General features: G+C 66.7%; 20 protein-coding genes. 14 read left to right on the top strand and 6 right to left on the bottom strand.

Going from position 1 to position 20,751, the window contains the following annotated elements; genetic code table 11:
- Positions 1 to 28: 28 nt before the first annotated feature.
- On the top strand, positions 29 to 805 hold the full coding sequence (locus B5Y19_RS08235; protein WP_079591317.1) for an amino acid ABC transporter ATP-binding protein: 777 nt from the start codon (positions 29 to 31) through the stop codon (positions 803 to 805).
- Between the two features lie 167 nt (positions 806 to 972).
- The gene (locus B5Y19_RS08230; protein ID WP_055729978.1) at positions 973 to 1,248 is read left to right on the top strand and encodes a hypothetical protein; all 276 of its coding nucleotides are present in this window, start codon (positions 973 to 975) and stop codon (positions 1,246 to 1,248) included.
- 90 nt (positions 1,249 to 1,338) lie between these two features.
- Here the strand turns inward: B5Y19_RS08230 and B5Y19_RS08225 are convergent, their stop codons facing one another.
- A complete protein-coding gene (locus B5Y19_RS08225; protein WP_079591316.1) occupies positions 1,339 to 2,499 on the bottom strand; it encodes a glycerophosphodiester phosphodiesterase in 1,161 nt (386 codons plus the stop codon).
- Positions 2,500 to 2,636: 137 nt separating this feature from the next.
- On the opposite strand from B5Y19_RS08225, the gene B5Y19_RS08220 reads away from it, so the two are divergent.
- Positions 2,637 to 3,251: a nucleoside/nucleotide kinase family protein gene (locus B5Y19_RS08220; protein WP_055729986.1), complete on the top strand. Its 615-nt coding sequence runs from the start codon at positions 2,637 to 2,639 to the stop codon at positions 3,249 to 3,251.
- A gap of 38 nt (positions 3,252 to 3,289) precedes the next feature.
- Here B5Y19_RS08220 and B5Y19_RS08215 read toward each other — a convergent pair whose 3' ends face one another.
- Positions 3,290 to 3,478: a hypothetical protein gene (locus B5Y19_RS08215; protein WP_055729976.1), complete on the bottom strand. Its 189-nt coding sequence runs from the start codon at positions 3,476 to 3,478 to the stop codon at positions 3,290 to 3,292.
- Positions 3,479 to 3,873: 395 nt separating this feature from the next.
- Positions 3,874 to 4,014 carry a hypothetical protein gene (locus tag B5Y19_RS26045; RefSeq protein WP_176168588.1) on the bottom strand — a complete coding sequence of 47 codons (141 nt, stop codon included), beginning with the start codon at positions 4,012 to 4,014 and terminating at the stop codon, positions 3,874 to 3,876.
- A gap of 178 nt (positions 4,015 to 4,192) precedes the next feature.
- On the opposite strand from B5Y19_RS26045, the gene B5Y19_RS08210 reads away from it, so the two are divergent.
- The 6 genes from B5Y19_RS08210 to B5Y19_RS08190 all read left to right on the top strand — a co-directional run bounded on the left by B5Y19_RS08210 (position 4,193) and on the right by B5Y19_RS08190 (position 9,291).
- A complete protein-coding gene (locus B5Y19_RS08210) occupies positions 4,193 to 5,491 on the top strand; it encodes an RsmB/NOP family class I SAM-dependent RNA methyltransferase (RefSeq protein ID WP_055729975.1) in 1,299 nt (432 codons plus the stop codon).
- A 99-nt stretch (positions 5,492 to 5,590) separates the two neighbouring features.
- Complete coding sequence (locus tag B5Y19_RS08205; protein ID WP_055729974.1) at positions 5,591 to 6,277, top strand: alpha/beta hydrolase; 687 nt, start codon at positions 5,591 to 5,593, stop codon at positions 6,275 to 6,277.
- Between the two features lie 69 nt (positions 6,278 to 6,346).
- Positions 6,347 to 7,915 carry a glutamine-hydrolyzing GMP synthase gene (gene guaA / locus B5Y19_RS08200; RefSeq protein ID WP_055729973.1) on the top strand — a complete coding sequence of 523 codons (1,569 nt, stop codon included), beginning with the start codon at positions 6,347 to 6,349 and terminating at the stop codon, positions 7,913 to 7,915.
- Between the two features lie 523 nt (positions 7,916 to 8,438).
- The gene (locus B5Y19_RS08195) at positions 8,439 to 8,783 is read left to right on the top strand and encodes a hypothetical protein (protein WP_139384303.1); all 345 of its coding nucleotides are present in this window, start codon (positions 8,439 to 8,441) and stop codon (positions 8,781 to 8,783) included.
- Positions 8,780 to 9,061 carry an XkdD/Y8K6 family phage-associated protein gene (locus tag B5Y19_RS25630; RefSeq protein WP_139384302.1) on the top strand — a complete coding sequence of 94 codons (282 nt, stop codon included), beginning with the start codon at positions 8,780 to 8,782 and terminating at the stop codon, positions 9,059 to 9,061. The genes B5Y19_RS08195 and B5Y19_RS25630 overlap by 4 nt, the downstream gene beginning before the upstream one ends.
- 2 nt (positions 9,062 to 9,063) lie before the next feature.
- On the top strand, positions 9,064 to 9,291 hold the full coding sequence (locus B5Y19_RS08190) for a hypothetical protein (protein WP_079591315.1): 228 nt from the start codon (positions 9,064 to 9,066) through the stop codon (positions 9,289 to 9,291).
- A gap of 649 nt (positions 9,292 to 9,940) precedes the next feature.
- Here B5Y19_RS08190 and B5Y19_RS08185 read toward each other — a convergent pair.
- Positions 9,941 to 10,858: an arginase family protein gene (locus B5Y19_RS08185; protein WP_055729972.1), complete on the bottom strand. Its 918-nt coding sequence runs from the start codon at positions 10,856 to 10,858 to the stop codon at positions 9,941 to 9,943.
- A 357-nt stretch (positions 10,859 to 11,215) separates the two neighbouring features.
- Between B5Y19_RS08185 and B5Y19_RS08180 the strand changes: the two genes are divergently transcribed.
- Positions 11,216 to 11,515, top strand: a complete 300-nt coding sequence (locus tag B5Y19_RS08180; RefSeq protein WP_139384301.1) for a hypothetical protein — start codon at positions 11,216 to 11,218, stop codon at positions 11,513 to 11,515.
- 47 nt (positions 11,516 to 11,562) lie between these two features.
- Here the strand turns inward: B5Y19_RS08180 and B5Y19_RS08175 are convergent, their stop codons facing one another.
- Positions 11,563 to 12,153, bottom strand: coding sequence for a TetR/AcrR family transcriptional regulator (locus tag B5Y19_RS08175; protein ID WP_055729970.1), 591 nt, complete (start codon positions 12,151 to 12,153; stop codon positions 11,563 to 11,565).
- Between the two features lie 173 nt (positions 12,154 to 12,326).
- Here B5Y19_RS08175 and B5Y19_RS08170 point away from each other — a divergent pair, with 173 nt between their 5' ends.
- The 3 genes from B5Y19_RS08170 to B5Y19_RS08160 all read left to right on the top strand — a co-directional run bounded on the left by B5Y19_RS08170 (position 12,327) and on the right by B5Y19_RS08160 (position 19,038).
- The gene (locus tag B5Y19_RS08170; RefSeq protein ID WP_055729969.1) at positions 12,327 to 13,277 is read left to right on the top strand and encodes an AraC family transcriptional regulator; all 951 of its coding nucleotides are present in this window, start codon (positions 12,327 to 12,329) and stop codon (positions 13,275 to 13,277) included.
- 465 nt (positions 13,278 to 13,742) lie between these two features.
- On the top strand, positions 13,743 to 18,386 hold the full coding sequence (locus tag B5Y19_RS08165) for an autotransporter domain-containing protein (protein ID WP_176168587.1): 4,644 nt from the start codon (positions 13,743 to 13,745) through the stop codon (positions 18,384 to 18,386).
- A 109-nt stretch (positions 18,387 to 18,495) separates the two neighbouring features.
- Positions 18,496 to 19,038 carry an invasion associated locus B family protein gene (locus tag B5Y19_RS08160; RefSeq protein WP_244555522.1) on the top strand — a complete coding sequence of 181 codons (543 nt, stop codon included), beginning with the start codon at positions 18,496 to 18,498 and terminating at the stop codon, positions 19,036 to 19,038.
- 18 nt (positions 19,039 to 19,056) lie between these two features.
- On the opposite strand, the gene B5Y19_RS08155 is transcribed toward B5Y19_RS08160, so the two are convergent.
- Entirely contained in the window at positions 19,057 to 19,992 is a 936-nt protein-coding gene (locus B5Y19_RS08155) for a LysR family transcriptional regulator (protein ID WP_055729968.1), read from the bottom strand.
- Positions 19,993 to 20,121: 129 nt separating this feature from the next.
- Between B5Y19_RS08155 and gstA the strand changes: the two genes are divergently transcribed.
- Entirely contained in the window at positions 20,122 to 20,748 is a 627-nt protein-coding gene (gstA, locus tag B5Y19_RS08150; protein ID WP_055729967.1) for a glutathione transferase GstA, read from the top strand.
- The last annotated feature ends 3 nt before the right edge of the window (positions 20,749 to 20,751 follow it).

The raw sequence follows: 20,751 nt of genomic DNA, 5'->3' as shown, positions 1-20,751 counted from the left end.
GACCATGGCAATGGCAGAAACGAAGATGATGGACACGCGGCCCGCGGCGCTGAAGCCGACCTCGCTGAACACGGCGACGGCGGTCGAGATGACGGGCGTCAACAAGTGGTATGGCGAGTTCCACGTGCTGCGCGACATCAACCTGAAGGTCAGCCGGGGCGAGAAGCTGGTGATCTGCGGTCCGTCTGGCTCGGGCAAGTCGACGATGATCCGCTGCATCAACCGTCTGGAGGAGCACCAGAAGGGCCAGATCGTCGTCGACGGGACGGAGCTGACGAACGACTTGAAGAAGATCGACGAGATCCGCCGCGACGTCGGCATGGTGTTCCAGCACTTCAACCTGTTCCCGCATCTGACGATCCTGGAGAACCTGACGCTGGCGCCGATCTGGGTGAAGAAGATGCCCAAGAAGGACGCCGAGGAGATCGCGATGCACTATCTCAAGCGCGTCAAGATCCCGGAGCAGGCGGCGAAGTATCCGGGCCAGCTTTCGGGCGGGCAGCAGCAGCGCGTGGCGATCGCGCGTTCGCTGTGCATGAGCCCGAAGATCATGCTGTTCGACGAGCCGACCTCGGCGCTCGACCCGGAGATGGTGAAGGAGGTGCTCGACACCATGGTGTCGCTGGCGGAGGAGGGCATGACCATGCTCTGCGTCACCCATGAGATGGGCTTCGCCCGCCAGGTCGCCGACCGGGTGATCTTCATGGACGCCGGCCAGATCGTCGAGATGAACACCCCGGACGAGTTCTTCAGGAACCCGCAGCACGAGCGCACCAAGCTCTTCCTCAGCCAGATCCTGCACTGACAAAGATCTGTTGGTGGACGAACAAGGGCGCGCCGGCCTCGCCGGCGCGCCCTTTCGTTTCAGGGGGGCTGCCGCAAGCATCGTCCAGGACGTTTCGGACGTAAAAGCGATGGCGGCCGGAACGTCTCCTTGCCCGATGCGTTGATGGCGGGAACGGAGGACACGTCATGAAACGCTTTGTTCCTGCCTTGATCGCCGCTCTACTGGCGAGTGGCGGAGCCTATGCCCAGTCCATCAATATCGGCCCCGGTGGCGTCAGCGTCGATCCGCGCTCGCCGCGCGAGCGGGCGATCGATCGCGAGATTCGCCAGGAGCGCTACGAGCGCATGCGCGAACGGGAGTGGCGGCGCGCGCGTTATCGCGACGACGATTGCCGCACCGTGATTTCCGAGAGGGAGACGCCGCGCGGCGTGGTGCGGCGCACGACGCGCGTCTGCGACTGATCCCCGCCGACCCGGCCGCAAGCCGCATCTGATCGAAGGAAAGCCCGCAGCGCCCGGCGCGGCGGGCTTTCGCTTGTCGGCCGGAGCCGTCTACTTGCCGTCGCGCGCTTTCACGGCCTGGTCGGGGAAGTCCGAGAACAGCCCGTCGAGGCCGAGCGCGAAGAACGCCTTGTACTCGGCTCCCGCATCGCCCTTGAAGTCCGAGGCCAGCCGCTTCGGCTCGCTGCGGAAGGTCCAGCTATGGACGAGGAGGCCGGCAGCATGGGCGTCCTTCACCACATTCGTCGGTGCGGTCAGCGTGCGGTCGCGCTCGTCGATGGTCCCGTCGCCGTTGAGGTCCTGCGGCTTGCCGTCGGCGCCGATCGTCTGCTTGGCGCCGATCAGATAGGGCTTCCACGGGCCGACGCCGTCGGCATAGGTCGCGATCTCCTTCAGCCCTTCAGCCGACAGCATGTCCTGGAAGGTCCGCTTGTCGCCGAGCACCGCGAAGTCGTAGGGCCGGTCGAAGGGCGCGGCGAGCGAGACCTTGCCGTCCTGGTCGACGCCGTCGCCGTCGACCAGCTGGACGAGGCGCAGCTGCGTCTTCGGGCGCAGATACTTCAGATTCGCGGTCTCGAAGCTCTGGATGAAGACCGGCGCGGTCTTCTCGGTCCAGCCGGCGGCCTTGAGCATGTCGAGGAGCTTGTCCTCGAAGGCGAGGCCGAGCGCGGCATGGTAGGTCGGGTGCTTGGTCTCGGGATAGATGCCGATGGTGCGGCCGGTGCGGGCGCTCTCCGACTTGGCGAGGTCGATCACCTCCTGGAAGGTCGGGATCTGGTACTTGCCGTTATGCGACTGGTCGCGGTCGGCGAAGGCCTGCTTGGCCTTGAGCGTCTTGATCTCGGCGGCGGTGAAGTCGTTGGCGAACCAGTCGGTGGTGTCGACGCCGTCGACCTTGCGCGTGGTCTTGCGGTTGGCGAATTCCGGCCGGCTGGCGACATCGGTGGTGCCGCTCAGCATCGGCTCGTGCCGCACGACCAGGACGCCGTCCTTGGTCGAGACGAGGTCGGGCTCGATGAAATCCGCGCCCTGCGCGATGGCCAGCTTGTAGCCCTCGATCGTGTGCTCGGGCAGATAGCCGCTGGCGCCGCGATGGGCGATGATCAGCGGCTTGCCGGCGCTGGCGGTGGATCCCTGCTGGGCGAGGGCCGCGAGCGGCTGGAAGGCCAGCGCGGCGAGAAGCGTCGTCGAGAGAAGGAGTTTCTTTGTCATGATCTGGCCCAGCTCACGGAAATGCGGGCGACCTTAAGAGGGCGGATATGACACGGCCATGAAGGCGGGCGCTTGGATTTGAGGGAGTATCCAGCCTCGTTGCAGACTGATCTGTTCGGCATGTAATGACGTGGGACATGTCTTCGCGTCTTCTGCAGATGGAGCACCTCGCTGAGCGCCTCGCCGGGTTGCCGGCCAGGGCGCTCGTTGCGATCGATGGCGTGGATGGGGCCGGGAAGAGCACGTTTCGCGACGCATTGGCACCGATGATGGAGCGCCGCGGAGCGTCGGTCGTTCGGGCAAGTGTCGACGGTTTCCACAATCCCCGTGCGATCCGCTATGCGCGCGGAAAGGCTGACCCCGGCGGCTTCTTCCAGGATTCCTATGATTACCGGGCTTTGCGGCAATATCTGCTTGAGCCATTTCGAAACGGCGCGACCAAGGTGCAGACGGCTCGTTTCGACCATCGGGCAGATTGCGAGGCGATCGCGAGCCAGCAGGTCGCTCCCTCGGCGATCTTGCTGATCGATGGAATTTTCCTCCATCGCGATGAGTTGTATGCCCTGTGGGACTTCAGTGTTTTTCTGAACGTCCCGTTCGAGGTCTCATATCGGAGGATGTCGCAGAGGGACGGATGCAGCGCAGACCCGCTCGCGATTGAAAACCGCCGCTACTATGAGGGCCAACGACTCTACCTCGGTTCTTGCCAGCCGCAGTTGAGGGCAACGGTTTCAATCGACAATTTCGATTAGCCTGTAAGCTCTTGGGACGCTTACCGCGAATGCCTTCGTCATCCGGAACGAGCCTGTCGATCCGGAACTTGCATGGTCTGGCCGGCGAGCCATTGCCAGCGACCCGACGAATGGCGGAATACCGCCAGGGATTTGAAGCGTCCGCTGACGATCTGTCCATTGAAGCGGAACGTGTCCGCAAGGGACATGGTGGCGACCGCCAAGCCGTCCAGTTGCTTGATCGCCAACGCGGATATCCATTGCTCCTCGAAACAGAGGGCACCCGATCGGCAATATAGCCAAGCTTGTCGAAAAGTTTGCCGCCGGCGTTCAGATAGGTGAACTCCGCGTCGATCAGGTCATCCAGGGCGCGATGGTCTCGACTGATGAGAGCCTCTGCCTTGGCCCCCAGGGCCTGACGGATATGCTCAGCGACGGTCGGCATCGGCACACTCCCGCTAGCGATGGCGAAGCTATCACCCCAACGCCGTCGATCCACGCGCTCATTGCCCGCTCAACCAAGGATGCTCCAAGAAAAAACCCGCCCCCGGCGAAGGCCGGCGCGGGTTCGCATGATCGCTGGAGCGGGCTGGATCGACCGGCCGCGGTGAAACCGCAGCCCGTCCCGCCCCGCTCAATCTCATCAGCGACGATTCTCCAGGGTCGTCTTGGCGTCTTTGCCCTTTGCAGGGGGCGGCGTGAAGTCCGGCTGCGGCTGGGTCGCGCAGGCGGCGAGGCCGAAGGCGACGAAGCTCAGGATGATCAGGCGGCTGGCGCTTTTCATGTGCGGGGACCCCGGTGGCTGCGACATGCTGTTGCATCGTCTTGCCGCTTGTGAAACGACCGCGTCAAGAGCGTGCCGCCGAAGCCATCCTGCCTCGGCGCCATGGTCGACCGGTTGAGACAGACCCATAATTGCGTTGCGGCGCCCGCCCGAGCGGTCTCGCCAGGATTGAAGAGACATGACCCCAGCCGCCCGGATCAGCGCCGCCATCGAGGTGCTGCAGGACATCATCGAGCGCCGCCGCCCGGCCGCGGATGCCCTGAAGGATTGGGGCCTGTCGCGGCGTTTCGCCGGTTCGAAGGATCGCGCCGCGATCGCCTCGCTCGTCTATGACGCGCTGCGTCGCAAGGCATCCTCCGGCTATGCGATGGCCTCCGAAGAGCCGCGCGGGCTGGTGCTCGGGATGCTGGCGGGCCTGCGTGCCCTGCCGCTGGACGAGATCGCCGCGCTGTTCTCCGGCGAGAATCATGCGCCGGCGCCGCTGACCGCCGACGAGACGGCGCTGCTCTCCGCCTTCTCCGACGAGGGCGCGCCGGACTGGGTGCGGGCGGACGTGCCCGAATGGCTCTGGCCTTCGTTCCAGGGCGGTTTCGGCGAGATGGCGATCGCGGAAGGGCAGGCGCTGGCTGCGCGCGCGCCGATCGACCTGCGCGTCAACCGGCTCAAGGCCGGGCGCGACGCCGTGCTCGCGGATCTCGCCCATCACCAGCCCGAGCCCGGCGCCTGGTCGCCCGATGCGCTGCGTTTCCAGCCTGGCCATGACGGGCGCGGCCCCTCGCTGCAGACCGAGCCCGGCTTCTTCGCCGGCGCCTTCGAGATCCAGGACGAGGGCTCGCAGCTGGTGACGCTGCTCGCCGGCGCCCGGCCGGGCCAGACCGTGATCGATCTCTGCGCCGGGGCAGGGGGCAAGACGCTGGCGCTCGCGGCGCTGATGGCGAACCGCGGCAGCCTCTACGCCACCGACCTCGACAGCCGGCGGCTGGCGCCGCTGCACGACCGGGTGGCGCGCTCGGGGGCGAGCATCGTCGAGGTTCGCATTCCGCGCTCGCGCGGCCACGAGCCGCTGGCCGATGTCGCCGGCCAGGCCGATCTCGTGCTGGTCGATGCGCCCTGCACCGGCTCCGGCACCTGGCGGCGCAACCCCGATGCCAAATGGCGCGTGCGCCCGGGCGCGCTCGCCGAGCGGATCAAGGACCAGGCCGAGGTGCTGGTGCGCGCCGCCAAGCTGGTGAAGCCGGGCGGGCGCATCGCCTATATCACCTGCTCGATGCTGCCGGAGGAGAATGACGAGGCGATCCGCGCCTTCCTCGGCCGGCAGGCCGGCTGCACGCCGGTGGCGCCGATCGACGTCCTGAAAGGCGCCGAGAGCGATTTCTCCCTGCTCGCCCGCTTCGCCACCGAATTCGGCCTGCAGCTCTCGCCGCGGCGTACCGGCACGGACGGCTTCTTTCTGGCCTGCCTGAAGCGCGGCGATTGAAGGCGCCGCGCGTCGACAGCCCGGATCATCTCTGCCAAGCTGCCCTTGGGGGATGTGTTCCGCCGGCATCGCAGGGCGGATGTGACGGGAGGTCGAAGCATGCCCGACAAACCTGCCATCGTTCTGGTTCACGGTTTTTGGGGCGGGGCCGCTCACTGGTCCAAGGTCATCCTGGAGCTGTCCCGGCGTGGCTATGCCGATCTCCATGCCGTCGAGAACCCGCTGACATCGCTGGCCGACGACGCCGAACGCACGCGCAAGATGGTGCGCCAGATCAGCGGATCGGTCGTGCTCGTCGGCCACTCCTATGGCGGTGCCGTCATCACCGAGATGGGCGACCTGCCGAACGTCAAGGCACTGGTCTACATCGCTGCCTTCGCTCCCGATGCTGGGGAAAGCCCCGGCGGCATCAGCCAGGCCAAACCACCACAGGCCTTCCCGAATATCGCGCCGGACAGCGACGGCTATCTCTGGATCAAGCCGGACAAGTTCCGGGAGAGCTTCTGCCAGGACCTGCCGGTAGAGGAGGCCCTGGTGATGGCGATCACGCAGAAGGCGCCGCTCGGCTCGACCTTCGGCGACAACGTGACCGCGCCGGCCTGGAGGAAGAAGCCGAGCTGGTACCAGATCTCGACGGCCGACCGGATGATTGCGCCCGAAAACCAGGTGATGATGGCGGAGCGCATGCGTCCGCAGAAGACCTTGAAGCTCGATGCCAGCCACGCCTCGCTGGCGTCGCGTCCGGTCGAAGTATCGGACCTGATCGAGGACGCCGCCAAGGCCTAGAGGCGTAACCGACATGCGTTCAGGCGCGGCCCCGTTGCGCGCGCCTGCGCGATCCATTAACGGGACGCGATGACGAGCGCTCAGCCCCATCACGACTCCATCCTCATCATCGATTTCGGCTCGCAGGTGACGCAGCTGATCGCGCGGCGCATCCGCGAGATCGGCGTCTATTGCGAGATCGCCCCGTTCCAGTCGGCGGGCGAGGCGTTCGCGCGCATGAAGCCGAAGGGCGTGATCTTCTCTGGCGGCCCGGCCTCGGTGCCGGACGAGGGCAGCCCCCGCGCGCCGGAAGCCGTCTTCACCGCCAATATTCCGCTGATGGGCATCTGCTATGGCCAGCAGACCATGGCGCATCAGCTCGGCGGCAAGGTCGAAGGCGGCCACGCCGCCGAGTTCGGCCGCGCCGATGTCGAGATCGTCGCCCCCTCCAGGCTGTTCGAGGGCGTCTGGGAGAAGGGGGGGCGCTACCCGGTCTGGATGAGCCATGGCGACCGTGTCACCGAGCTGCCGCAGGGCTTCTCGGTCAAGGCGACCTCGGAGAACGCCCCCTTCGCCGTGGCGAGCGACGAGACCAGGCGCTTCTACACCACGATGTTCCATCCCGAGGTGGTCCATACGCCTGATGGCGGCAAGCTGCTGCGCAACTTCGTCGTCGAGATCTGCGGCTGCAAGCCGGACTGGAGCATGTCGGCCTATCGCGCCGAGATGCAGAAGAAGATCCGCGAGCAGGTCGGTACCGGCCGCGTCATCTGCGGGTTGTCCGGCGGCGTCGACTCGGCCGTCGCGGCCGTGCTGATCCACGAGGCGATCGGCGACCAGCTCACCTGCGTCTTCGTCGACCATGGCCTGATGCGCCTGGGCGAAGCCGAGCAGGTCGTGACCCTGTTCAGGGATCACTACAACATCCCGCTCGTCCATGTTGACGCCGAAGAGCTTTTCCTCTCCGAGCTTGCCAAGTGCGGTTCCGATCCGGAGGCCAAGCGCAAGACCATCGGCCGGCTCTTCATCGACGTCTTCGATGCCGAGGCCGCCAAGCTCGGCGGCGCCGATTTCCTGGCCCAGGGCACGCTCTATCCGGACGTGATCGAGAGCGTCTCCTTCTCCGGCGGCCCCTCGGTGACGATCAAGAGCCACCACAATGTCGGCGGCCTGCCCGAGCGCATGAAGATGAAGCTCGTCGAGCCGCTGCGCGAGCTGTTCAAGGACGAAGTCCGCGTGCTCGGCCGCGAGCTCGGCCTGCCCGAGGCCTTCGTCGGCCGCCATCCCTTCCCGGGGCCTGGCCTCGCCATCCGCTGCCCCGGCGAGATCACCAAGGAGAAGCTCGACATCCTGCGCAAGGCGGATGCGATCTATCTCGACGAGATCCGCAAGGCCGGCCTCTACGACGTGATCTGGCAGGCCTTCGCCGTGCTGCTGCCGGTGCGCACCGTCGGCGTGATGGGCGACTACCGCACCTATGATCATGTCTGCGCGCTGCGCGCCGTGACCTCGGTCGATGGCATGACGGCGGATTTCTACCCCTTCGACATGAACTTCCTCGGCCGCGCCGCGACGAGAATCATTAATGAAGTCAAAGGCATCAACCGCGTCGTCTATGACGTGACGTCGAAGCCCCCCGGCACGATCGAGTGGGAGTGAGGGTTATTTTCCTATTCTTGTAAGAATAGATTCAGTAATCCAAAAGATGATATGGACTAAGCCCGCGTGATTGCGGGCTTTTTTATGCTTGAAGCGGAGTTTTGCGCGAGAAGTATTCGCCGCGCAGTGAGGCCAGTTCTTGGTGCTGCGCATGGTATGGCGCGCGATGCTTGCCCGAAGGTGCTTCGATGCCATATGGCATCGAAGTTCTCGATCATGGTACTGGCGCTAGTCAACTCGTTGCTGCGCCAGGAAAATTCGCATCGCCCCATTTCATGGTATCGGATATAGCGCCGATACCATGTCGCTCCGGCGTTACTGCAGCAATTTCAACGGCTTGGCTGCGGCCCAGCTCCGGCACCTTGTTTATGACGTGGCCGCGTCATCAATGAGTCGCCCAGGGTGGTGGCTCTCAAACCACACCACACAACTGGCAAAGTATGTGCTAAAGTAATGACACGCCATTACTTTGAAATCACGCCAGCGTCTGTGCGTATAGTTGTGACGATAGACAAGGAGATGTATGAACGACCGAGAACTGCTGGAGCTGGCTGCCAAGGCCTACGGTCCAGAGGTAGAGTGGGATGGTGACGGATGGGTCATCACATCGAAATTTAGAGGCCACCTCACCAACTATGAAGCTTGGAACCCTCTGGCCGACGACGGCGACGCGCTTCGGCTGGCAGCGAAGCTAGAGATGAACGTAGGTAATGGTATTCGTCGAAGCATCGAGGCTTGGACTGTGAGCGAAGACGACGGTGGAGTCTATCGAGGGGTCGAGCCCAAAGGTGATGATGTGTGCGCGGCCACCCGCCGCGCCATCGTCCGGGCTGCCGCTGCCGTCCAGCAGGCCAAGGAGGCAGCATGAGCGAAGCAAAGCACACGCCTGGGCCTTGGAGGGCTGAGCTTCAAACAACAAACTACCGAAGTGGAGCAAAAACTCTATGCATAACAAAGGATTGCGATACAGGAGTAGCGCAAACTATTGCGCAAATAGTTGGCATAGATGCACGACAAGCCAACGCCCGCCTGATAGCTGCCGCGCCTGAGCTGCTGGAGGCGCTTGAAGACATTTGCGACACGCTAGGAGAGTGCGGCATGACCGTTAAAGCACGAGCCGCCATCGCCAAGGCCACAGGGAGCTAAGCATGACCACCGACGACGTTCTCCGCGTCAGCTCCGACGACATCCTCTACCGACTGCAGAAGGAGGAGCAGGAGAGGGCAGAGGCTCTTCGGCGGTGGCGGGCGAATGCTCATGGTGGCGACGCCAGCGAGGACGACCACATCCACACGCTGGTCAGGGATGCCGCCCAGGAGATCGCGCGGCTCCGAATCGCGCTGAGCGAGTCAACTAGGCCCAAGCGTACTCCCTGAACATTTTGCAAGAGGCGCTTATTGCCTTGACGATCCACACGCTGTGGACAAGGGTGGATTGTCGCCTGCTGGCGGCACAAGTTCTCCGCCTTGGGAAGGGCGAAGAAAAAAAGAGGGAGCCCGAAGGCTCCCCAAGGCTCACTGAAGAATCCGGGGTTCTACCGTGCGCTCGGTAGGCCTCGGCAGTGTGCTCGGACAAACTCAACCCGTCCGAAACGAACCCGCAGATAGTCGCGCACGGCGACGGGCTGCGAGAGTGGGCAGAAGTGCTTCATGGCGTTTAGGTCCATGCCGGGATCGGGCCCGGGCCCTGGGGCGACATGCCCCGGGCGTGAGGGCATGCTGATCCAAGGCGCACTGCGTACTGCCGGGAATCGATTTACCGCTTCCGTATCGGCAATACCAGCACCGCCACCGGGGTTGTCCCCGGGATTCGTTCACCTATCGTTCCGCGCGGCGGCCGCTATCCCGCAAGAAAGACGACATTTCAGAGCGCTTTTTCGCTGCCTTTTTGGCGTTTCCGAACATGGCATTTCGCATGGTATTGCGAAAATCGAACCACTCTAACGCGCTGAAAACGCTGCTCTTTTTCGGCTCGTTGACAAGTGAGTGGGAGTAGGCGGGAGCCGCTTCCCGGGCCGCGAGCGCGTCAGGGCCGCGGCCACCGTCTTGCGCTCATCGCGAGGATGCCGGCGCCGAGCATCGCGAGCCTGCAGACCGTGCGCGTGCCGATGTCGCCCTGATCCCGTTCCGGGACGAACTCGACGATGTTGAAGCCGATGATCGGTGCCTTGGCGACGACGCCATGGACGAGATCGACGATGTCGCCATAGCCGAGCCCTCCCGGCGCGATCCCCAGGACGCCGGGCACCGCCGCGGGATCCAGCCCGTCGACGTCCAGGCAGATCACGACCGGCCTGTTCGGCGGAATCGCGTCCAGCGCGTGCGAGACGCCCTTGGCGCGCAAGGTCCGCATGTCGACCAGGCGGGCGCCGAAGGCGAGCGCATCCTCGACATCGGAAAGCCGGGCGCTGCCGATGCCGCGTGCACCGATCTGGACGATCGTCGCAATGCCGGGCATCTCTGAGGCCCGCCGCATCGTGCTCGAGAGGCCGTAGCGCTCGCCCTCGACCTCGTCGCGCCAGTCGATATGCGCGTCGATCTGCACCAGCGTGATGCCGCGGAGCTCGGCAAAGGCCTTGAGGGCCGGGATCTGGACGCTGTCGTCCCCGCCCAGCAGCAGCGGCCGCGCGCCGCGCGCCAGCAGGGTCCGGAACGCCGCCTCGATGCGGCTCCGGTTGGACGCAAGATCCCGCGCGTCGAAGGGCAGGTCGCCGCAATCGACCAGATCCGTATCCGCCTGGATCAGCGGTTCGCCGAGATCGAAATCGTAATGGCCCCGCCGCGGGGCGAGCCTCAGGCTTGCCGCACGGATCGCGGCAGGGGCCGACGCGCTGTGAGGAGCGCTCTTCGGGTAGGGAGTCGCACCGCCGATCCCGATGACGGCCACCGCATCCTCCGGAACCTCATCGAGAGAAGCTGCCCTGCAGTCGAGAAACGTCGTCATCGAGCACTACCTCGTCGAGCGGCCGGCCAGGGCGCATTCCACGGCGGCATTCGGCGGCCGAAGTTCGTTTGAGGCGCAGATCGTTCGCCGGCGCCCGAGACGGGAGGGCGGCAGCCGCATACCGAATCGGGCGTTCGTCGCGGCGGGCGAGCGTTGGGCTCAAGCGAATCGCGTCTTCCTCTTCCATGTCATCACAACCATCTGGCTTCTCCAATGCGCCCGGGACCGACGATTCAAGCCGAGGGCGGGCAATCCGGCCCCGCCGGACGCCGCCATGGCCGGAGCTTCCGCCGACGCCCCCTCGCAATCCGGGCGACCATCGCGCGCTTTGCGCTGGTCGGCCTTTCGGCGGCTTTCATGGCGAGCTGCCAGACGACGGAATCGGCCTTCGAAGGGCCGGACTATTCCGACGAAACCAGGCAGCTCGAGAGACAGCTCATGGCGGAAGCGACCGCGCTTGGCGCTGCCCAGGGGGCGGCCGGAATCGCCTCCTCCTTCGATCGGTCGGGCGTCTCCAGCCTGGTCACCATGGGGGCCGGCCGCGCCGCCCGCGACGCGATGCTGATCAGCGCCGAAAAGCGGCTTCGGGAGCAGCTCGCGAAGGACGAGGCCGCGTTCTATCGGCGCCACGGGATATCCGCCGACGAGCCGGACTAGGAAGCCGGCGCTCCACCGAGGGCGCCATGACTGAGCGCGGATGGCGCCTACGCCGGATTCCGGTCGCGGTTCGGGGCTGGCGCGAGCGACAGCAGCCAGACCTCCACGCTGTCCAGAAGGGGCTGCTTCGATTGCCGGACCCGCGCCATGATCCAGGCTCCTTCGACGAGCAGCAGCAGCCGGTCGGCATCGGTTTCCGCAAGGGCGACGTCGAAGCGGCGGGCGTGGCCCAGGATGCGGTCCCGCCAGAGGTCGAAGACCTCCTGCACGGCGCTGGCGTGGGCGCCGATCTTGGGCACCGTCGCCAGGGCAATGGAGGTGATCGGGCATCCCTCCCGGAAGCCCGACTGCTCGAAGCCGTCCGCCAGCACCTTTGCGAACATCCGCGGCCCGTCGGCGAAGCTTTTCGCCGCGGCGGACGAGCCCTCGATCAGCTTCGCCACTTCCGCGCCGGCATAGCGGATGGCGGCCTCGCCGAGCTCCTCCTTCCCGCCCGGGAAGTGGTAGTAGAACGAGCCTTTGGGAGCCTTGCTCGCTTCCAGGATCTCGGTCAGGCCGACGCCGTCATAGCCCCGCTGGCGAAAAAGAGCTGAGGCGACCCTGATGAGCCGACCGCGGGTATCGGATTGCGAGGACAAATTTGCTCCTTGTAGGGTGACCGGTCTAATGCTATCGGTAGTAGACCGATCGCCATAATTATAGGGTGTGGCACCAGGATGGCAATCGACTTCTGCCTTTCGCCTCATGGTCCGAGCCCTGTCGCACGGGGCCCGCGTCCGGGGGAAGACCGTTCATCGCGGAGCCGTCCTCCATGCAGCGCCTGACGACCGAAGACATCCCGCGTGGCGAGAGGATGGCCTTCGTGCATGATTTCATCGGCCGGCACATCGGCGGGCTGCAGTTCGCGCCGCGCGATCACGATCAGGTCCGGATCGACCTCGAGGCGCTGTTGCTGCCTGGCGGGCTGACCGTCGGCCGCGGTCGCTTCTCGCCGCTTCACGGGGCCCGTACGCGCGATCTGCTTCGCGACGGCCGCGAGCACTATCTCTTGACGATCCATCACGAGGACTACGAGGTCTCCGCCGACGGCCGGGCGCCGATCAAGGTGGCCGCCGGCGACGTCACGCTGATGAACGAGGCGGTCTGCTCCGAGTTCTGGTTCGGCCGGCCCATGTTCGTGGACGCTGTGGCGCTCGATCGTCGGTTGCTCGCCAAGCTGGCGCCCCGGCTCGGCACTGAAGCGGTGCATGTCCTCCCGGGGATGGGGGCCGACATGCGGCTGCTGACCTCCTATGTCGACGCGGTCCGCGCGAGCCCGCCGGAATCCGATAAGGCGCGCGACCTCGCATCCCGCCATATCTACGATCTCACCGCTCTGGTGCTGGATGGCATCGTTCGCGGCGGGGCCGAACGCAACGAGCGCAGCATCGGCGCGGCGCGCCTGAAGCTGGCGCAGAAGGATGTCCTCGAACGGCTGGCCGACCACGGGTTGCAGATCGACGCGGTCGCCAGGCGGCAGGGTGTGACCGCGCGCTACATCCAGCGCCTCTTCGAGAGCGAAGGCACGACCTTCTCCGATTTCGTTCGCGAGCGCCGGCTCGAGCTGGCATTCCAATATCTGCAGGACCGTGATCGGGCGTCCCGCACGATCACCGCCATCGCCTACGATGCCGGATTCTCCGATATCTCGTCGTTCAATCGAGCTTTCCGACGGCGATTCGGGGCGACCCCGTCCGAGGTCAGAGCAAACAATCTGATCTGATCAATACTTCAGCGATGTATTGAAGTAATAACCACGTGTGATCGAGCGATCGCGCGCGGATTTTGGCGTTATTCGTTCAGGTCTGTCGAGAAATTCTGGCGAATTGTTCGTGTGCCGCAAAGGTTGTTCATGTTCTGCCGAGACGAGCGGCCGACGCCGCCATAATTTCCCGGCCCTACGGTGCGGAATCCCTTCCGGCGCCGCGTGGATGTCGGGGGTGTCTTGAAACGAGCGGATTTTTGCGACGCGGCGGGGGGCAACGACCGGTCGCGTTGGCCCGCACCCGGCCGGCGCGGCCGGTGGGGCATCGCTGCCGCGCGGACTTGCGGCGGCAGGCCCGCCTTCGCCGACGCCACGCGGCCGGTCGCGCCGCAACTGAAGGCACTCCTCCTGAACTCATCCGGGTGAATGCCGGCCGTCGCGGGCGGCCGAAACAACGTTCCCCGACTCTTCAAAGGTCAGACGATGAAAACCTCACGTTCGCCGCGCTCCGAGCGCTCCTCCTCGCGCCTGAAAACCCGTCTGCTGTCCGCCACGGCTCTGGCCGCTGCGGGCGGGCTCCTGGCGCAGCCGGCGGCAGCTGGCGGCGTCTATCGATACGACGCCAGCATTCCGTACTCCGACAACGTGGTCGTCGACACCGTCATGACCACGATCTATGCGATCAACGGCGTGGAGGCCGCCTTCGCCGGCACCGTCACCTATCAGGCGGGCGGATCCGGCATCCTCCATATCGGCGATTTCCCGCAGCCGGACGGCACGATCTTGTTCGCGCCGACGAGCATCGTCTCTCAAATCGGCAACCCGGTCCTGCATCTGAACGGGGGGACGCTGAAGCTGGGAAACGCCATCGCCCGCAACTTCCTTGCGAACACCGCCGAGCTGGAGCTGACGGGGGGTACGCTCGATCTGAACGGCGGAAACCTCTCCGTTCAGCGGCTGTCCTCCCCTCACGGCAGCACCAGGATCACCAACAACGCGGCCGGCACCAACGCGATCCTGACCATCCAGGCGACGGGCAGCCGCGACGTCTCGAGCGCGATCGTCAACGGGGCGGGCGGCGCGGGTGGGCTGGGGGTGCACATCGAAGGCAGCGGGAGCGTGCGCCTCGCCGGCGACAACGGCTACACCAACGGCACGAGGCTCGTCAGCAGCAACCTTCAGCTCGCTCATTCCAACGCGCTCGGGACGGGCACGCTGGCGATCGAGGGGTTGGGGTCCAACATCGTATTCGGCAACGGAATCAATATCGGCAACGGCGTCGTGCTGCACGATGCGACGGTTGCCCTGGAGGTCGCTGCGACGCAGGCGGCCTCCTTGAACGGCCCCATCAGCGGCGATGGAGACATCTTCAAGGTCGGTGCCGGCGAGCTCGAGTTCCGGGGCGAGCACACAGCCGGCGGGCGCATCTTCGTCAATGCCGGCACGCTGACGACCTCCCCGTCCAATGGCGAGGGGTTCTCCGACACGGCATCCGTCATCATCAGCCAGAACGCGACGTTCCGCGTCATGGGACATGAGACGATCCGGGACGTTGCCGGCCTGGGCACTGTGCGCCTCGAAGACGAGTCGCAGCTGACGCTCGGCGGCGCATCCGATTCGACCTTCTCCGGGCTCGTCGTCGGCGAGGGAGTCCTGCGCAAGGAAGGCGAGGGGGCGTTGCGGCTCAACGGCCGCAACACCTATTCCGGCGATACCTTCCTGTCCCAGGGAGCGCTTGTCGCCGGCGTCACGGATGCGCTGGGCACTGGCCACATCCGGGTCGGAAACGACACGCGCCTCGTGCTGCGCGACGGCGTCCGGCTCAACAACGGCATCATGCTCGAGGGGCACGACGTCAATGTCCAGATCGGCGACGACGAGACCGGGACGCTGGGTGGCCGCATCTGGGAGCGTGCCCCGGCGGCCGGCGACCTAGGGCTTCGCAAGCTCGGCAACGGCACGCTGGTGCTGACCGCTGCGGATTCGGCTGTCGCTTTCGCCAATGTCGAAGGCGGTACGCTTCGGATCGACGGGCGTCTCGCGGCGCCGGTTTCGGTGTTCGCGGATGGCAAGCTCACCGGCACTGGCACGGTTCAGGGCGATGTCGTCGTCCAGGACGGCGGCATGCTGCAGGGGCGGTCGGGCGAGAAGCTTGCCGTAACCGGCAACCTGACCCTCAATCGCAGCTCCTATCTCGATGTGCGGCTGGGCGCCGCGAGCAACAGCGCCCTTTTCGACATCGGCGGCAATCTCACGCTCGACGGGCGCCTGACGATCGCCGACGCGGGCGGCTTCGGGCGCGGCGTCTATCGGCTCTTCGACTATGGCGGCACGCTGACGGACAACGGTCTGGATGTCACCGGCGCTCCCGGCGGCATCCCCCTCGACGAGATCTCGGTCCAGACCGCGATCGCCCGCCAGGTCAACATCGTCGTCGGTGCCGGTCCGGGCCCCGGGGAGATTCCGGAGGTCCAGTTCTGGGACGGCGCGGCGACGACTGCCAACGGGCGGATCGACGGCGGCAGCGGGACATGGGCCCCGGCGAGCACGAACTGGACGCGGACCAACGGCCAGGCAAACGACAGCTGGGGCGGTCGCTTCGCGGTTTTCCAGGGGCAGAGCGGTACGGTCACCGTCGACGGCGGCGGCCAGCCGGTCCTGGTCGGCGGCATGCAGTTCGCCTCGATGGGCTACCGGGTCGAGGGTGGTCCCCTCACGCTGCAGGGGGCGGATGGGCAGACCGTGATCCGTGTCGGCAATGGCAATGGCGCGAGCGCGAACATGGTGGCGACCATCGCCTCGGTGCTCGCCGGCGCCAGCCGCCTGGTGAAGTCGGACTTCGGCACGCTCATTCTCGAAGGGAGCAACAGCTATACGGGCGGCACGGAGATCCGCAGCGGGACGCTGCAGGTCTCGCGGGATGCCAATCTCGGCGCCGCTTCGGGCGGGCTGTTCCTGAACGGCGGCACGCTTGCGACCACCGCGAGCTTCGACATTGCGCGCGCGGTCGCCCTCACCGGCACCGGCCGCATCGCCGTCGCGGCCGATACCGAGCTCGGGTTCAGCGGGGTCGTCGCCGGCGGCGGCGACCTGATCAAGGCCGGCACCGGGACCTTGCGCCTGGGCAATGCCGCCAACGGCTACCGCAACACCCTCGTGGAGGCGGGCACCCTGATCGGCCAGGCCGGGTCGATCTCGGGCACCATCGGCAATGCCGGTACGGTCGTGTTCGAGCAGAATACCGATGCGAGCTTCGGCGGCGATATCGTCGGGCTCGGCGGCGCGCGCGGCACGATGGTCAAGCGCGGCGGTGGCGAGCTCACGCTGAACGGTCGCTCGGCGCTGGACTGGACGATCGAGGCGGGCGGCCTGGCGACGGCCGCGGAGCGCTTCGAGGGCAATGCCGCGATCGCCGCGAAAGCATCCTTGACCTTCAACCAGGCGGCCGATGCAGCCTATGCCGGCGTGCTGGCAGGGCAGGGACAGTTCCGGAAGACCGGCTCCGCCCTTCTGAAGCTGACCGGCGATTCCGGCGGCTTCGCCGGGGCGACGTCCGTCGAAGACGGCACGCTCGCCGTCGACGGCAAGCTCGGCGGCACGCTCGACATCGGCACGGCCGGACGCCTTCAGGGAACCGGCGCGCTGGCGGACACGACCGTTCGCGGCACGATCGCACCGGGCAACTCGATCGGCACGCTGCGCTTCGACGGCAATATCGTCTTCCAGCCGGGATCGATCTACGAAGTCGAGCTCTCCGCGACAGGTCAGGCCGACAAGGTCGAGGCGACCGGCACGGCGGCGGTCAATGGCGGCTCGGTCCGGGTGCTGGCCGGCATGGGCGATTACGCGCCCTCGACCCGATATACGATCCTCAGCGCGGCCGGCGGCCGCACCGGCGCCTTCGGTAGCGTGACCTCGAACCTCGCCTTCCTCGACCCCGTGCTGAGCTACGACATCAACAATGTCTACCTGACGATGACCCGCAACAGCACGGGCTTTGCGACCATCGGCGCGACGCGCAACCAGGTCGCGACCGGCGGCGGCGTCGAGAGCCTTCGCTATGGCAATCCGGTCTACAACGCCGTGCTGGGCCTTTCGCGGGATCAGGCCCGCCAGGCTTTCGACCAGCTTTCGGGAGAGGTCCATGTTTCGGCGCGCTCCGCCCTGGTCGAGGACAGCCGCTTCCTCCGCAGCGCCGTCAATGACCGCATCCGGGCGGCCTTCGGCGATGTCGGCGCGCCGGGCGAATCCGTCGTCACCTATGAAGGCGGCCAGCCCCGGGCGGTCTCGGCGCGCACGGATCGCCTGGCCGTCTGGGGGCAGGGCTTCGGAGCCTGGGGCGATACCGCCGGCGACGGCAACGCCGCACGCCTCGATCGTTCGACCGGCGGCTTCTTCATCGGCGCGGATGCTCCGGTCTTCGACGCCTGGCGTTTCGGCGCCGTGGCCGGCTACAGCCGCACCAGCTTCGACGTGAAAGGCCGCCATTCCTCGGGCTCGAGCGACAATTACCACCTCGGCCTGTATGGCGGCGCCAAATGGGGCAACCTCTCCCTCCGGACGGGTGCGGCCTATTCCTGGCACGACGTCTCGACCTCGCGGAGCGTGACGTTCCCCGGCTTCGGTGGGCATATGGCGGGGGGCTATGACGCCGCGACCGCGCAGCTCTTCGGCGAGCTCGGCTATGGCGTTGGCCTGGGCGCGGCCCGGTTCGAGCCCTTCCTCAACCTCGCCTATGTCAATGTCCACAGCGACGGCTTCACCGAGCAGGGCGGGGCGGCCGCCTTGCACGGCGCTTCGGCGAGCACGGGCGTGACCTTCGCGACTCTGGGCCTGCGCGCCGCCACGACCTTCGAACTGAAGGGCATCGCCGTGGCCGCCAAGGGGATGCTCGGCTGGCGGCATGCCTTCGCGGAGGTGACGCCGCTCACCGCGATGCGCTTCGCGACAGGGGGCGATGCCTTCGGCGTCGGCGGCGTGCCGGTGGCTCGCGATGCCGCGGTGGTGGAGGCCGGGCTCGACTTCGCCTTGTCGCCGGCTGCGACGCTCGGCATCATCTATGCCGGCCAGTTCGGCTCGGGTGTGACCGACCAGAGCTTCAAGGCCAATTTCAACGCCAGGTTCTGAGTGGTCGCCTTGTATCCGGCCTTGCGGCAGAGCAGGGATCTGCCCGATCCAACGCGCGGAAGGCGCATCGAGGATGATGATTCGAATAGTTTTCTCCGGCAGGTTCGCGATGTCGGCGCTTCTGGCCGCTGCCGGCATGGCGGCTTCGGCCGCGCCGGCCCGGGCACAGCCCGCAGTCCCGGCCGCCGGCAATGCGGCGTCGTCCAGCCTGCCGGGCGGTGCCTCGTCGCTCAACGAGACCTACAGGGACTGGCGTGTCGCCTGCGCGCAGCAGGGCGCGGCGAAGCGCTGCGTCCTGTCCCAGATCCAGGCGCAGCAGAACGGCCAGCGCCTGCTGGCGATCGAACTCAACGCCCCGGCCGGAAGCACGCTCTCGGGCACGCTCGTCCTGCCCTTCGGGCTCGCGCTCGATTCCGGCATCGCCTTCCAGGTCGACGAGAAGCCGGCGATGCAGCCCGTCCGCTTCCGCACCTGCATGCCGGGCGGCTGCCTGGTCTCCGTCAGCTTCGATGCCCCGACGCTCGTCATGCTGCGCACCGGCACCGCGCTCAAGGTCAAGGCGGTCGCCGATGGCGGGGCGGCGGCCCCGTTCTCGATTTCGCTGCAGGGTTTCGCGACGGCGCTCGACCGGGCGGCGGCGCTGTCGCGCTGAGCCCCGCACCGCGGCCGCCTATGACGGGTTCCGCACCGGCTGGCTCGCCGGCCGGTGGCCTTCGAACAGGTCGCGCTCCTGCGCCAGCGCGTCGCCGACGAGGTCGAAGAAGGCGCGCACGCGTGCAGTCGCCTTGAGATCCGCATGGGTGACGATCCAGAGCTCGCCGGCGAGGTCGGCAATGGGCTCCGGTATGGCGCGCACCACCTCGCCGTCGCCATCGCCGAGATAGCAGGGCAGGAGGGCCAGCCCCATGCCCGCCTTGGCCGCGACGAGCTGGTTGACCAGGCTGTTCGTCCGATAGGCGAAACTGCCGGGCGCTGCGACGCGCGCGAGCCAGTTGGCGGCGCCGATCCCGGAGGCCGTTTCCTCCCAGCCGATCAGGCCGTGCTCCTCCAGTTGCCTTGGTTCGTCGAGCGGGCCGCCGCGTGCCGCGAGATAGGCCGGCGTCGCATAGAGCGCCCAGGCGATGCCGGCGAGCTTGCGGCCCCAGAGATCGCCTTCGCGCGGGCGGATCGGCCGCAGCGCGATATCGGCCTCGCGGCGCGACAGGCTGAGCACGCGATTGTCGATGACGAGCTCGACCACGATGCCGGGATGCGCCTGCCGGAAGCGCGCGAGGTGCCTCGTCAGGTGGCTATAGGCCAGAGTCTCGGAGGAGGTGACGCGCAGCATCCCGCTCAGCCGGTGGTCGCGGCCGGTGAGGTCGCGGTCGAGCGCGTGCGCCTCCGCCTCCATTCGCTCCGCCGCGGCGGCCATCCGCGCACCGGCTTCGGTCGCCGTGTAGCCGCCGGCGGGCAAGCGCTCGAACAGGCGTACCGCGAGCCGGCTCTCCAGGGCCTTGAGCCGCCGGAAGGCGGTGGAATGGTCGATGCCGAGCTGCTGCGCTGCCGCCGTCAGGCTGCCGGCGCGCTGGACGGCGAGGATCAGGCGGAGCGCGTTCCAGTCTTCCATCGGTCCTGTCTAGCAGAGCTTTCGCTTGCGGTCATGCAAGCGCGGCTGGCGGAATGCCAACGGGCATTGCTTGATCGCAGCGCCTAGCTTGTCGTCATCCGCCCGTCGCGGCCTCTGAAAGGACGACCGATGAAACTCTACTACGCTCCTGCCACCTGCTCGCTCTCGCCGCATATCGTGGCGCGGGAAGCCGGTATCCCGCTCGAGATCGAGCGCGTCGACATCCGCAGGACGCCGCATCTCACCGAGACGGGCGTCGACTACGGCACGATCAACCCCAATGCCTATGTTCCGGCCCTGCGGCTCGATGACGGCGAGCTCCTCACCGAGGGCGTCGCCATCGTCCAGTATCTCGCCGATCTGAAGCCGGAGAGCGGCCTGGCTCCAGCCGCCGGCACACGCGAGCGCCTCGCGCTGCAGAGCTGGCTGAATTTCATCGCGACCGAGCTGCACAAGAGCTTCAGCCCCTGGCTGTTCCACCCCGAATATGGCGAGCAGGCTCAGGCCGTCGCGCGCGGCCGCATTGGCGAGCGGCTGACCTATGTCGAGGCGCATCTCGCCGCGGGAGGGCCCTTCCTGCTCGGTGCCGGTTTCACCGTCGCCGACGCCTACCTCTTCACCATCGCGAGCTGGGCCGCCTTCACCAAGGTCGATCTCTCCGGCTTTCCGCATCTGCGCGACTATCTCGCCCGGATCGCGGCCCGCCCCGCGGTGCGCGCGGCGATGCAGGCCGAGGGCCTGAAGCTGGCGGCATGAGGC

The organism is Allobosea thiooxidans (assembly GCF_900168195.1).
Taxonomy (GTDB): domain Bacteria; phylum Pseudomonadota; class Alphaproteobacteria; order Rhizobiales; family Beijerinckiaceae; genus Allobosea; species Allobosea thiooxidans.
This window is presented reverse-complemented; position numbering and strand designations above follow the sequence as displayed.

Excerpts from the sequence above, each read along its gene's own strand:
- B5Y19_RS25630 (WP_139384302.1), top strand. The coding sequence starts at position 8,780 with ATGAGCGAAGCAAAGCACACGCCTGGGCCTTGGAGGGCTGAGCTTCAA.
- B5Y19_RS08155 (WP_055729968.1), bottom strand. The coding sequence starts at position 19,992 with ATGGAAGACTGGAACGCGCTCCGCCTGATCCTCGCCGTCCAGCGCGCC.
- B5Y19_RS08160 (WP_244555522.1), top strand. The coding sequence starts at position 18,496 with ATGTCGGCGCTTCTGGCCGCTGCCGGCATGGCGGCTTCGGCCGCGCCG.
- guaA (WP_055729973.1), top strand. The coding sequence starts at position 6,347 with ATGACGAGCGCTCAGCCCCATCACGACTCCATCCTCATCATCGATTTC.
- B5Y19_RS08230 (WP_055729978.1), top strand. The coding sequence starts at position 973 with ATGAAACGCTTTGTTCCTGCCTTGATCGCCGCTCTACTGGCGAGTGGC.
- B5Y19_RS08195 (WP_139384303.1), top strand. The coding sequence starts at position 8,439 with ATGAACGACCGAGAACTGCTGGAGCTGGCTGCCAAGGCCTACGGTCCA.
- B5Y19_RS08180 (WP_139384301.1), top strand. The coding sequence starts at position 11,216 with ATGGCGAGCTGCCAGACGACGGAATCGGCCTTCGAAGGGCCGGACTAT.
- B5Y19_RS08210 (WP_055729975.1), top strand. The coding sequence starts at position 4,193 with ATGACCCCAGCCGCCCGGATCAGCGCCGCCATCGAGGTGCTGCAGGAC.
- B5Y19_RS08165 (WP_176168587.1), top strand. The coding sequence starts at position 13,743 with ATGAAAACCTCACGTTCGCCGCGCTCCGAGCGCTCCTCCTCGCGCCTG.
- B5Y19_RS08220 (WP_055729986.1), top strand. The coding sequence starts at position 2,637 with ATGTCTTCGCGTCTTCTGCAGATGGAGCACCTCGCTGAGCGCCTCGCC.
- B5Y19_RS08235 (WP_079591317.1), top strand. The coding sequence starts at position 29 with ATGGACACGCGGCCCGCGGCGCTGAAGCCGACCTCGCTGAACACGGCG.
- B5Y19_RS08225 (WP_079591316.1), bottom strand. The coding sequence starts at position 2,499 with ATGACAAAGAAACTCCTTCTCTCGACGACGCTTCTCGCCGCGCTGGCC.
- B5Y19_RS08205 (WP_055729974.1), top strand. The coding sequence starts at position 5,591 with ATGCCCGACAAACCTGCCATCGTTCTGGTTCACGGTTTTTGGGGCGGG.
- gstA (WP_055729967.1), top strand. The coding sequence starts at position 20,122 with ATGAAACTCTACTACGCTCCTGCCACCTGCTCGCTCTCGCCGCATATC.
- B5Y19_RS08185 (WP_055729972.1), bottom strand. The coding sequence starts at position 10,858 with ATGACGACGTTTCTCGACTGCAGGGCAGCTTCTCTCGATGAGGTTCCG.
- B5Y19_RS08190 (WP_079591315.1), top strand. The coding sequence starts at position 9,064 with ATGACCACCGACGACGTTCTCCGCGTCAGCTCCGACGACATCCTCTAC.
- B5Y19_RS26045 (WP_176168588.1), bottom strand. The coding sequence starts at position 4,014 with ATGAAAAGCGCCAGCCGCCTGATCATCCTGAGCTTCGTCGCCTTCGGC.
- B5Y19_RS08170 (WP_055729969.1), top strand. The coding sequence starts at position 12,327 with ATGCAGCGCCTGACGACCGAAGACATCCCGCGTGGCGAGAGGATGGCC.